At 46.0% G+C, this 12720-nt stretch carries 11 protein-coding genes; all 11 read right to left on the reverse strand.

Features of this window, described 5'->3' with window-relative positions:
* Window positions 1-188: 188 nt before the first annotated feature.
* Window positions 189-1301, reverse strand: a complete 1113-nt coding sequence (locus EJN92_RS02260; RefSeq protein ID WP_126126340.1) for a glycosyltransferase family 4 protein — start codon at window positions 1299-1301, stop codon at window positions 189-191.
* Between the two features lie 108 nt (window positions 1302-1409).
* Complete coding sequence (locus tag EJN92_RS02265) at window positions 1410-3527, reverse strand: heparinase II/III domain-containing protein (protein ID WP_170174853.1); 2118 nt, start codon at window positions 3525-3527, stop codon at window positions 1410-1412.
* 87 nt (window positions 3528-3614) lie between these two features.
* Complete coding sequence (locus EJN92_RS02270) at window positions 3615-4217, reverse strand: serine acetyltransferase (RefSeq protein ID WP_227869666.1); 603 nt, start codon at window positions 4215-4217, stop codon at window positions 3615-3617.
* 386 nt (window positions 4218-4603) lie between these two features.
* On the reverse strand, window positions 4604-5827 hold the full coding sequence (locus EJN92_RS02275; RefSeq protein WP_126126342.1) for a glycosyltransferase: 1224 nt from the start codon (window positions 5825-5827) through the stop codon (window positions 4604-4606).
* Window positions 5827-6234, reverse strand: coding sequence for a serine O-acetyltransferase (locus tag EJN92_RS22055; RefSeq protein ID WP_126126343.1), 408 nt, complete (start codon window positions 6232-6234; stop codon window positions 5827-5829). Before EJN92_RS22055 ends, EJN92_RS02275 begins: the two co-directional genes overlap by 1 nt.
* Window positions 6235-6304: 70 nt before the next feature.
* The gene (locus tag EJN92_RS02285) at window positions 6305-7240 is read right to left on the reverse strand and encodes a glycosyltransferase (protein WP_227869804.1); all 936 of its coding nucleotides are present in this window, start codon (window positions 7238-7240) and stop codon (window positions 6305-6307) included.
* The gene (locus tag EJN92_RS02290; RefSeq protein ID WP_126126345.1) at window positions 7240-8685 is read right to left on the reverse strand and encodes an O-antigen ligase family protein; all 1446 of its coding nucleotides are present in this window, start codon (window positions 8683-8685) and stop codon (window positions 7240-7242) included. The genes EJN92_RS02285 and EJN92_RS02290 overlap by 1 nt, the downstream gene beginning before the upstream one ends.
* On the reverse strand, window positions 8678-10192 hold the full coding sequence (locus EJN92_RS02295) for a lipopolysaccharide biosynthesis protein (RefSeq protein WP_126126346.1): 1515 nt from the start codon (window positions 10190-10192) through the stop codon (window positions 8678-8680). Before EJN92_RS02295 ends, EJN92_RS02290 begins: the two co-directional genes overlap by 8 nt.
* Entirely contained in the window at window positions 10189-10875 is a 687-nt protein-coding gene (gene epsI, locus EJN92_RS02300) for an exosortase-associated protein EpsI, B-type (protein WP_126126347.1), read from the reverse strand. The genes EJN92_RS02295 and epsI overlap by 4 nt, the downstream gene beginning before the upstream one ends.
* Window positions 10876-10883: 8 nt before the next feature.
* Complete coding sequence (xrtB, locus tag EJN92_RS02305) at window positions 10884-11813, reverse strand: exosortase B (protein WP_227869667.1); 930 nt, start codon at window positions 11811-11813, stop codon at window positions 10884-10886.
* A complete protein-coding gene (gene epsG, locus EJN92_RS02310; protein WP_126126348.1) occupies window positions 11813-12715 on the reverse strand; it encodes a chain length determinant protein tyrosine kinase EpsG in 903 nt (300 codons plus the stop codon). Before epsG ends, xrtB begins: the two co-directional genes overlap by 1 nt.
* Window positions 12716-12720 lie beyond the last annotated feature (5 nt).

A 12720-nucleotide genomic window follows, 5' to 3' on the forward strand; every position in this document is an offset into this window, starting at 1 on the left:
CAAGGCAGTTCCCTTTTACTGGAACAGCACCCAATTCGCTATAAATCACACTCAACTGTTCTAACACTTGAAAGTCAGTGCACATGCCAATAAGTCGGTTCAATAGGCAAGTTATCTTTCTGTTTGCAACTGAATTACTCATACACTTTATCCTCGCAGTATCCAATTTTGGACAATCATTAAGCACATTAAAAATCAGGCACATGCTTAGATTTCTTTCTAAATACAGGAGCTCGCAATACCCCAGAATCCTTATAAATAGAGAACAGTTCTGGCAAATTAGCGTCATGCGAAAATTTGGCATCAAAAGTGGCACGAGCAGCAACGCCCAATCGCGCATTCAATCCAGAATCCGTTAAACAACTAATCAAACTATCCGACAATGCGCCAATGTCACCAGGAGCAACCAACAACCCAGTCTCACCATTCGTCAGTGCTTGCGGTATTCCACCAACTGGACAAGATACGATTGCCTTAGAAAATGCCATTGCTTCAAGTATCGCCATCGGCAAGCCTTCTTTATACGAAGGTAATACGAACACCCATGACTCATGCATTAAGCGCGTTTTTGTTGCCTCATCAGCCCACCCAACAAACTCAACCGAATCGCTGATTTTCAACTTCTTTGCTTCTGCCAGAAAACGATCTACCTCACCATTTCCGCCAACGACCAAACGTGCATCTGGCGCAGCAGACTTCACGGCAACAAAGGCTTTTAGCAGATCAAAGCTGCCCTTTTGATCACCAATTTTCCCAAGGTATAAAACGGTGGGATTGCTACTCATCGCCGTAGTGCGATTAAGACCTGTATCTCGGACTAAGGAATTAGGTAACACAAGCACACGCGCACTTGGTTCAACACCGAGCACCCATGTTTTCCACTCTTCCGATAAGGCAATGACACGATATGATTTTTTCAGCAGGAATCGCAGCCAGTATTTGCGCCATAGACTCCCTTTCGCATACCACTCGTTAAAACTCCCTGCATGCAAATGCGTAAGCACAGGTATCCCTGTCATCAGCGCAGGCGACACCAACAATAATTTGCGCCAAAAACTCAATCCATAGGATGTATGAATGTGAATTAATTGCACACGACCAAAAAGCATCGCTGTCCATAATTTTGCGGCGCATTTTAAAAATGGCAAAATCCTGCCCAAGGCATTTCGGCCATGATGACTAGGCTCAAAATGAACGATATCGTCATCAAAAACACCCGCTGTTTGATATTGCTCGATAACGGATGCGATCCCCCCTTTACCAGAGGGAGAGGTTGCAATCATCCAAATAGACTTCACCATCACTGTCGCCCCTCACCAGGCAAAGTGCCGCGGACGATTTGATATTCAAATCCTACAAAAACACGCATGTCATTCCTAAAAAACAGATTAAATCCAGTCATTCCAATATCACTTCCGCTTTACAAGCGTCTGCCCATCGAATTCAAATTCACGCGAGCCGATTTTAATTTTCGCGTTAGCAGCATTAAAGTCTGCCCGCACTGACACTGCGCTGCAATCGACACGGATAACAGTTATGGACCAAAAATCAGATATCTGGTTATTGGTTTTGTATTGACCGTGCCATTGGTCAGGCCTACGCTCACTGCTCGTACGTAGCGGTGGCACAGTAAAAGAATCAGTCTGCTTAAATTTCACGGGCGCGCTTGAGTAAAAATTGATGCAAGCACTCTTATCGGCATTGCGTACGATTAAGTTCTTTGTATCGCTATCGTCGAATCGATTTAGAGCATGAAGGTTCCACTCCCAGTAATGTGGCAGCGCTGACACGACCTTATCGAAGATAACAAACATATTCGGACGGAGATAAACTATTCCTCTGCTCGCCTGCTTTAACTTACCGTGGTACGCAGCGCTGGCATCACCGAGCACCATATCTACATCCTCGCTAGTTGAGAACTGAAGAATATCGCCCTTAGCAGATGCATCACCCCAAGGTTTTTCCAGATTCTCCTGTCCCTGTCCACCATCGAAAGTAATCGCATTGTGCGCGAGGGTATGAGTGGACCAACCGTAATGATGCTTAGATCCGTAATAATCATAATAACCACTGTCAATCAAAAGCTGACGTCCAGCCACATTCAACACGAAACTATTTTGATCCGCATGACTATGACTCACGCTCCCATAGGGGCTGCTCTTAAAATAAAATGAAGTGCGCGCTCTATCCTGCAGATCGCTATGCAATGCAGCCCATCCTATCGATTGAAATACCGCCGAATTTGCAGTGCCAACAGGATAAGAAACATCACCACCCGCAGGCACTGGTGCAGTAAGCAACTCCAGCTGCGTCGGATCTTCCTGAAACCACTGTCTTGCATACCACCGATACAAAGGTGCATCTACCCGATACGAATAGGCCTTTGCATAGCGCGCCCATGTCTCGGGCATTGCCACCTCAGCGGCATTGCCGAACAAACCAACCGGCGTACCCGGTGGCACAAAATACACCAAGAAACGACCAAAATTTTTCGCCCACGTTTTCTGTGTCAAATCCAAACCGATAACGCGCTTTAACGTATCCCAATGACGCAATGAAAACTCGCCGACATCCCAACCACCGTAGGCAGTACCGTTAGCATAGCCGCCATCATCCCCACCAAAAGGTGTCAAAATCTTTGCGTACAAGGGGGTGAACTCATCAAACCATTTATCAGCCAGAGCGATTTCACCCAGTAGCAAGACAGATATTTCGGCCAAAGCACCCAACACCTCATTATTGTGTGAGTCGAGCGGAAATTTTTCAATGGCGCGTGGGCCATGAATCAATTTCGCTGAAAAATCCTCCATCCTGACACTAATTGCCTGGAGTAATTGCTTACGTTCCAACGGCGTCCAATAGGTATAAAACCAATCTAGCCCTAGGGCCAAAGTTCTTGCAACCAACATCGCTGAAAGATCCTCTCGCACCACGCCAGTCTCACCTGCGGGATCCAGTGCAGCCAAAGCGAGCATTCTAGCCATGGCATCTTTGCGATATCGCTCATTGCCGCTCACTAATGCGACGAAACCAGCATCTTGACTTGATCGCACTTCTTTATAAGTAAAATTTTTAATTACAACTGGGAGTTGCGCAATCTGATCTGGTGTCCTTGCATCTGTAATTGCCTTTGGCAAACTCGACAGCGAAGAGCTTGCCAAATTTAAATCTACACGTTGCGATAATGCGGCAAAGCCTACACGCCGCTCGCCTTGAAGTAAGGTATTAAACACTCGACTCGTTTCGTCACCAACTGGAAATGAACGTGGATGAGGTAGTTTTTTTGCTTTTAGCTTAGCCTGCGCCCATTCAAATTTCGCAAAAACCGCTACTTGTGTGGCGTGCGCAGGGAATCCGCTTCCTAAAAAAAATATAGAAATCAATACACGAACAAAGGAAAGAAGAGAAAGATTTTTAGACATTAAGTACTCAGAGCAAATACGCCAGTACGATCCTATTGAAGATTTAAATTTCTTTTCTTCGAATCCTTTACCAATATGATTGGTATCAGCAAATTCGATAACCATACGCTGATACAACCCGAACCCAGCGAAATTAAATTTATCGAATTTGTAAAAAAAAGCGCAAGGTAGGGGCAATAGGTTCATACCTAATTAACACGGCGATGCGTTCATAACATCGGGGACACAATCACTTTTTAATATGGTAGAGGGGTTACCACCCACAAGAGAATATGGTTCAACATTTTTAGTGACGAAAGTACCTCCTGCAATTCGACTTCCACGACCTATCGTAATGGGTCCGACAATAATTGCATGCGGCCCTATCCATACATCATCTTCAATTATTGGGTATCCACTTGCACGATCACCATTAACCGAAATTTTATCGCTACGCCCCAAAGTTACGCCATGAAACAACGTGACATTTTTACCGATTATTGCACCTTGGCTTACAACAAGTCCCCATCCATGCGTAATGCATAAACCAGCGCCAATCTTTGTTTGCCAAGGAAAATCCATACATGCGTTATGTGTAGAAAATTTATGGAATAACTTAAAGAGCGGCAAAAGCAATCGAACCAAGCTGGCCGATTGAGACGCATTTTGACAAAGGCGCATTGTAACTACAGGTCGAAACGTCCTGTTCAATAAGGCGTTTCGCAACAAACTACGAAGTGAAAACTTCCCGGTCAGTCGAAAAGCATCGCACCTCAACGAAAAGAAAGATTTATAACGATCAAGCATCTTTTTCATCCCATTCAATCAACAATAAATCCATGCTTTACTAAGTTAGACGGTGATCAAACTCAAAAAAATAGACGCACGCGTAAAGGTCTACCACACTCACCTCAAATCAAATCAAATCAAACATTAGCTATGTTTTAATCGCTCGCACATCAAAATTCGCACTAAGTACTTTGATCATAAATTCAACCTAGCCATCACTCAATATCACGAAAAAAAATTCCAATTTAGATGTATGCACCGTCGAATTTACCGTGGACGGATTATGCAAAGACAATTTTGTAAAAATTATCTCCGCACTTTGCGATAAAGCTGTAATACCAACACGCTGTTCGCAAGAATTAATTCACCAGAAACTCTGCCCTTTTCAGAGAGCAAAGTGAAATTGATTATTTTCACTTTTTTTGAGCCAATACGGACTTGTAAGTTTCTGAAACATTTTTCGCCAAGGTTTCATAAGAGCGCTCTGCTAGCACGAATCCTGGACCTAGCTCTGCACATTGTTTATGTAGTTCAGGATCGCGTAGCAACCGTAGCACTGCATCGCGAAAAGCATTAATTTCCATGGGAACGCAAAGCCCCGCTCCACTCCGTTCTATCACCAATTTTTGATCAGGAATATCGTTGGCCACGCCAGGCAAACCCAGTGCTAAATATTCCACCAATTTTGTCGGTGATGAGACATCAAACAATTCACCTCTTGGGATCGGGGATATGCCGACTTCAGCACGTACCGCATATTGAAGTGCTTTGTCTTGACTAAGCCAACCAGTCAACAAGACATGCGACTCGAGTTGTCTTTGCGCAATTTCCTCTCGTATCCATTGCCGCTCATCACCCGAAGCGGCGTCACCAGCTAGAACGAGCAAAATTGTTGGCTCGCTTTCTTTCAAAGCCAAAACCAAATCAAGTAAAAATTCCGAATTTCGGGCTTTCGCAAGAACGCCCACGTAGGTAATCACACGCCGACCATCAAGTCGAACATCAGTACTAGGAACAATAAGTTTTCGTTGCAATAAACTGGTGTCTACTCCCATAGGCACGGCAGTCATACGTTCGTTCGGTACCCCTTTTTTTGTTAACCAATCGCGCATCGCCTCACTTTGAACAAAAATATGGTCCGCGAACGGCAGAACTATGCGGTAGAAAAAAAATCTCGACAATAAAGCTCTAATTTTATTTGCGCCCCAAATTACTAGCCCTTTTTTCCGTCCAACAGACTCGGTTCTGGATTCATAGCCTTCAACAATCGGAAATGACATCCAATAAATGAAGGGCACTTTCGCAATTTTCGCAACTACACAGCCGACTATGCCTGATGCGATTTTGTCTCTAACCTGTAAAAAGGTAATAGTGTTTTTACGAAACGCTTTAACAATGGAAAAAAAATCAAAAAATGGGATGAAAAATCCCATCAGCATTCCCTTTGATCGACCAAGCCCATAGGTCTCACCTCCACACCAAGGCAAGATTTCTTTAGGGTCTGAGAATTGTCCGACAAGCAAAGTGTTAATGCCCGATTTAACGATGTTTGGACCAAATAGACTAAGAACATCAGGGCGTTTCGGAGGTAAAGTATCTCTCATTACCATCAAGATAGTAATTTTATTGACGCCCATTAAATTATCCTTGCTGGCACACCTACCACCGTTTTACCCTCGGGGACATCGCAAAGTACTACGGCGTTTGCACCAACAAGCGCATTTTTACAAATACGAATAGGCCCGAGAATACAGGCTCCGGCGCCAATCTGAACCCCATCTTCAAGCACAGGAACATTAACAAATCCAGAACGACCACCAATAGTGACATTTTGACTAATTTTCACATTATTCCCGATTACCGCATTCGCATGAATAACGATACCAAGGCCTGAGTAACCCAATAAAACATTTGTTCCAATCTGTACCGATGGCGGAATTGCAGCAGCAAATAAGACGCGATTTAAGGCGTACAAAACTCGAGGCAACACGGGGATACCTAATCGCCAAAGCTTGTGTGAAATTTTCTGTATAAAAAGGACCATTTATTACCTTGATTAACTATTTATTTACATTCATCTACATTGGAAAAAAGGATACGAACAAAAAATTTATCTAACATGTTCGTCTCCATTTCTCCCAACGGCTAACCATGTTAGCGCTGCACACAACACTCATCCCTAAAGTAAGCCACCACCGTTTTAGACCGACGCCGCGCCAGGCATCCAACAATTGAGCGAGTGCGTCCTTGCGTCGTCCGGCAATCAAACTGGTACGAGCCATGCTTACTCTCGATTCGGTAACCAATCGCAACGCGGATGTTCTTATTCGATTCGGCAACTGCTTACCCAGGGCACGCTGTTCTAGTCTCGCATATGAAGGCCACAGTCCACTGACCTGATTGCTGGCACATAAACTGCCAGCAACGTCTATGCGATAGGCAACCAAGGGTGCCGGGCAATAAACCAAACTATATCGCTCTGCCAATTTAAACCAAAGATCGTGATCCTCGCCCATAGACTCCCCAACCGGGAAACAGGGCTGCAACTCAATTAAGGAAGAACGGCGTATCGCCACGGATCCTGTGAATAAGAATGCCCCATAACGCCGCCAATGATCAAAAAAATCGTTCACGAGCAGGCAGTCATTCACATCACCAACACTCCAGACTTTAGTCTCGTCACCAGTGCCGCTTACACGTCGATAGGCCGTCGCAAAATAAGTCATTTCTGGATAACGACTGGCCATAGAAATCACAGTCTGCAAGTAACTGGCGTGATAATAATCGTCGCCATCTAAAAAATAAACGATCTCGCCTTTAGCGTGCGCTATTCCTGCATTTCGGGCTGCGGAGACACCGGCATTTTTCTGGCTAATTAGCCGAATCCGACTATCATCAATCGCCGACACACGTGCCGCACCATCATCTTTTGATCCATCATCAACAACGATGATCTCGAAGTTTTGGTAGGTCTGATTAAGCACAGATAGCAGTGTGCTCTCAATAAACGCTGCCTTGTTGTAGAGTGGGATAATGACTGAACACAGCATCAATTAAAACTCCTGACTGGTGTTAGCGAAGTGTGCAGGGGAGCAGTATTCATCTTCAAGATCGGGCTCTCTCGCTTAATATTTGCAACAATCACCATTAGCATCAATAAATGTACCATTTGCTCAGGACCAAAACTATTCATAGCCAAAGGCACCTCACTAATCGAACGGATAAAGATCATGACAAACAACGCAACGGACAGGCCCTTGCTAGACTCTGCTGTTTTCAAGGTATAGCGAAATAACATCACTGCATAGGTAATCAAACCGCCCACCCCAACTAGACCGGCACTAGCCAACGTTTGAAAAAATTGATTATGTGCGTGAAAGGCCGCGGGCAAGCCAATTTGAGCACGAAAATCGTCATTCCATATCGTTAAGCCATATCCAAAAATTGGGTATTTTTTCCACTCTTGAATAGCGACATCCCAGATTTGATTACGCCCCGTCATACTCACAAGATCATTTCCAGCGCGACTAACTAGGTAAGAGTTTAATTTATCTCCAACACTACCAAACATAATGAGTATGAACAGAGCCATCGCCACGACCATAAGCAAAAGCAAAATACCTATCAAGAAATTTGGACGTCTAAAGTCGAACAAACGTTGCTTCAGAAATTCACGGTGCCCAAAATAAGCTAAGCAAATAAAACAAAGTATGAAAGCAATCCAACTCGTTTTGGACTGGGCTAGCAACAAACTAAATGCACCAAGCATCCAACTAAAGTTAGTCAACCAGGCGCGTTTAAACGGCTGTATCCACAGGCACATCAAAAACACCACCACCAATGGGCCAAATGCGTTGGCATGATTACTTAGGCCTGCATAACGATAGCGTAAGCCCGGTATATATCCCTGGTAATCACGACTAAGTACGAGTTCTGGCTTTACCAGGATGCATAGCGCGCTTAATACTAATAAACAGAATAAGGCGTTGCGAGCGCTAATAATAGCGACATCGCCATCACGCTTACTTGCAAATAACACCGCCCCACCCGCTATCGCCATATAAAAATAGTCATGAGAAAAGGAAGTGTGCTCGGCCAACAGCGCACTCGTGAAGACGTTCGTAAAACAGTAAAAGCAAAATGCAAAGACTAAGGGTTTTAATGCATTCTCCGACGGCACCAATATAAAAAAACGTCTTAGTATGCGTTCACCTGCGACAACTAACATGATGACGGACGTAAGCCTAGAGATCCAAGATGCAATTGGATGTTTAACTGTGACGACCAATGCCAAATCAGACATCAAATATAGATTTCTGCCGGATAGCAGAATGGTGACGGCAACAATCAGTAACACAGGATAAAATAAATAGGGCATCAAGCCATTTTCACGGCGCTGCCCCCAATGTAGCGCGGCTGCCAGAGTGACGACCATCGCAATTGGCAGTAAAAAAGCAACTAAGCCATAGACAAAAACAGATATAAATTCAAGCATCCTTCATTGCCCCTTGCCTGAATTTTGGAGTGAGTTTACTGATAATTGGTCGAAATTGCGCTGGGCTAAAACGCATCAGCATATCGAGCACAGCTCGTCCCAAAATATCTGGGCAAGCCACAACGACAGCGATCAATAAACCGCTACCAAAAAGTCCTGTTAGTGTCAGTGTTAGTAAGTGGTTAGCGCCTACTGCATGAGAGAGAGCAAGCCCTGCGTAAGTGCCAACAACTGCGACCAGGCTCATGAGCAAGCCACGTAGCGCGAACGGCAATAGATCTGATATTCCAAATTTTAATTGAAAACATGCCGCAGACATAATTACGATAGCCCTGGCCCATAAGCTGGCAGCGGCAATCAGCGCGACCATTGCGACACCCTGACTGGCAAGCGCATAAAACGCTGCCCCTGCAAGCAATAAAATAGGTAGTTGCAGCAAACTTTCAAAATGCTTGCGGTTGGTATTCCACAAAATTGGGGTCGACATGCCCCAGGTAATATAGGCAGGCATGGCCAGCGCGAGGGTGAACAGTACCTGGCCTGAAAATACCCATTTTGGTCCATACAAGAGTGCGACTAAATCATCCGCAAGCATTGCAAACATGACGAACATAGGCGTTATCAAGACCCACACAAGGCCGATCACCGATAAATAAGCCGCGCGCAAACGCCCGGGTTCAGTCTGTAACTTAGCACCGGCAGACAAAAAAGCAGGCTGCAAAGCGCCAAGAAAAAAAGCATTTGGAGTAATCGCGAGGTTATAGCCAACGCTATACAGACCGACTGCTTGCGCATTGAGAAAGCGGCCTAACAGAACGCGATCGATATTATTCAGAAACCAATTTAAGATATTCGTCACAAATACGGTAAAACCGATACCGGATAAAGCCGAAGCCCCGTCATACCAAAACAAAGGCCTGACAGAATGCGGCCTGCGCACCAGCGTAAAGACCAAACCACATACAGCCTGCGACAACCAGGCAGCAACCAAGGACCAGACACCGGCACCGCTAAAGGCTAAAGGGACGCCAATCAAGAGATACCCAATTGTGTAGCTACTCACTTGTATGATGTTAATCGTCCTAAAATCCAGATTACGTCTGAGTAAATTAGTCGATGGCGTCGATACTGCGTTAATCACGCACGCCAAACTAAGCCAGCGAACGATAAGCTCAAGGCGCGGCTCATTGAAATAAGCGGCAACTGTAGGCGCAAGCAGATAAACACCAACGGCAACGACAGAACCAAAGATCAATTGCCAGGTAAAGGCGAAACGAATATCTTCCTCGCGAAGATTTTGATTTTGCACCAGACCCCAGGCAAACCCAAAATCAGCCAAAAAATTACTGAACGTCATAACGATCATGCCCATCGCGAACAGACCGTAGCTATCCGCGCCCAACAAGCGCGCCAAGACGATCTGTGCGCCTAACTGAAGGCCATAACGCGCTATCGTCCCGATCGCACTCCATTTGATCGCATTCTTAGTTCTTGCAGCCAAGCTCATTGCGCCAGGCCCATGATGCGGTGCTTACTATCAGAGGCTAAGGCCGTAGAAAGCATACTGACAAAGCTTTCTTGGGTTTTAAATGCATGCGTACTATCTGTATCGATCGAAGAAACGCGGAACAGTAAACCATCAGGTATCAACCCCTTCATCCCATAACGCATTTCAGCAATTTTTTTACTGGTTTTATCGGTGATGACCGCATCACCCACTGTCGTCCAATAAGTAACTGGCTCATAGCGCTGATTGGATAAATTGGTCTCTAGACGTTTTACCGGAATGCTACCGCTAGCGGTTGCCAACACGCCTAAGCGATTTGATGTCACTTGAAACCCTTGCGCCGGATAACAGACCTCTGGGTAATGCACCTGCACCGCGTCGCTTTGATCTTTACCATAGGCGATAGAGAGCATGATGCGCTCGCCCGCCTGGTTGACATAGGTACGCGACAGCGTTTGCGTATAAATTTTTTGTAAGCTCGCTTCGGTCTGTGGATTAATGACTGCAGAACTGAGATTTTTCTCTTCCGTCCACTCGCCAAACTGACTTGGAATTATTTGCGCCAATTCTAAAGCTGGCAGGCTTTGCCACAAATAGTTGGTCGGTGTTATGAGTTTGGTGGCAGCGGCAGACATGGCCATCAGGCTGCCTAAGATCAGGCTGGCGATCATTGTTGGCTTCATGCTTGGCTTCATGCTGCTACACCTTTATTTGCTGGGGTCTTAGTGCTGCGTGCCTTAGCGATCAGTTGCAAGCCCGAATCAACCGAGATAATCAGCAACAAGGCAGTAATGAACAAAACCATACCCGCAAAACCATGCAAGAAGCCCTGCCCTGCAGCATCACCAAAATAATACGTAATCAAGGTCAAGCTGATGACGCGGATCACGTTGGCAGTGAAGGAGATAGGGATAATCAATATCGCTAAGGCGACATTCCGAAAAGCCGAGGTATGTTTGACGATGTTGAGGTAAAACAGACCCAGCGCCTCTAAGGTAAGCAAAGTTTGCAAACCTGCACAGGCATCGGCCACCAGCAATTGGTATTGGCCGATTTGCAGAATCACGCCAGTGCGGGCAATCGGGTAAGCAGCCCAGAACAAAATATTCTCAGTGACATACGACACGGCCATTTTCATGGGCATAGTGAGAGCACTCACCAGCGCCCCCGGTAGAGGGATCATGAACAACATGAAAAAGAAAGGAAACCACTGTACTTTTAGCGCGCGGCTACCATAGACGATCAGTATCAGAGCAAGCAATAAGCCGATAAAAGAGGCAATCTCAAACATCTGTATGCTTTGCGAGCGCCCGATAATATACAGCAGCAGCGCAATCACAGCGATCGGCCAGCCTAGCGCCGCGCCACGTTTATCCGCGGCGGCTTGCAACATCAGCGGCCATTGCTTAATAATCAGCCAAAGCGATAAGAGCAGAATGATCGGACCATGCGCATAGCCTTCGGTGCTCCACAAACCTCTGCCTAGATCATAGAAGCTAGGCACATAGAGCAGCAGCATACCAATTAAGATAGGCCACCAGGCGAAGATCTGCTGTTTCCACACGATGCTATTGGCTAGGTTACTGGTTTTGGTGGCGCTCGCTGCCATAACTTGATCCATTAGTATTCGACCAGCACCGAGCCAACGACTTCAGCGCCAATACGTGCCAACTGCTCAGCGACCGCGCTAATGTCTGCCAGACTGGTGGTGTTCTTACGCGCCACCAGCAATACACCACCGGCGCGTGCTGCAATTGCCAGCGCATCAGCACCAGAAGAGAAGGCGCAGACATCATAGATAACGACATCAAATTGGCTTTCGACGTTGACACTCAGTGCATTAAAAGAGCTACGACTCACCAATTCTTGTGGGTTGGGTGGCAGCGTACCTGCTGGCAAGACAGACAGATCGACAAAGGAATTAACCTTAGAAATCGCGTTCAGATCAGCACGGCCAACCAGCACATCAGACAAGCCTTGCTTGCCACTCAGATTAAAAATCTGATGTTGGCGCGGTTGTCGCAGGTTGGCGTCGATCAGCAAGGTATGCTCGCCCAATTGCGAGAACACTACCGCCAGGTTAGCGGCAAACAGACTAGCACCCTCACCCGGATTAACGCTGGCGATCGCCAGTGATTTATGGCCATTGGCAAACCAACGCAACATTAACTGGCTACGGATGGCGCGCAAGGTTTCAACCTGCGGGCTAAATGGCTGGTAAGCGGCGACCAGTTCCGGCGCAAAATTACCTTGCCCTGCTGGCAAATACGGGTAATCAAATTGGCGCGCTAATACCTGTTGAATATCAACTTCGGTAATTAAGCCAAGGCTAAGTGCTGCCTCACCAAAGCGCATGTTTTTTTCTTTTTGCTGACGCAAGATGCGCTCGGCATCTTCGGGCTTGATCTTACCCATATCGAGCAAGATACGGCCCATGCTTGATTCACGCACGGCGTTAGCAGGATTAAGCGGGCGTACTACTGCCGCCGGGCTAATTGGATTGACTTGATTTTGCGGGTTCATTTGCT

This window comes from Undibacterium parvum (assembly GCF_003955735.1).
Taxonomy (GTDB): domain Bacteria; phylum Pseudomonadota; class Gammaproteobacteria; order Burkholderiales; family Burkholderiaceae_D; genus Undibacterium; species Undibacterium parvum.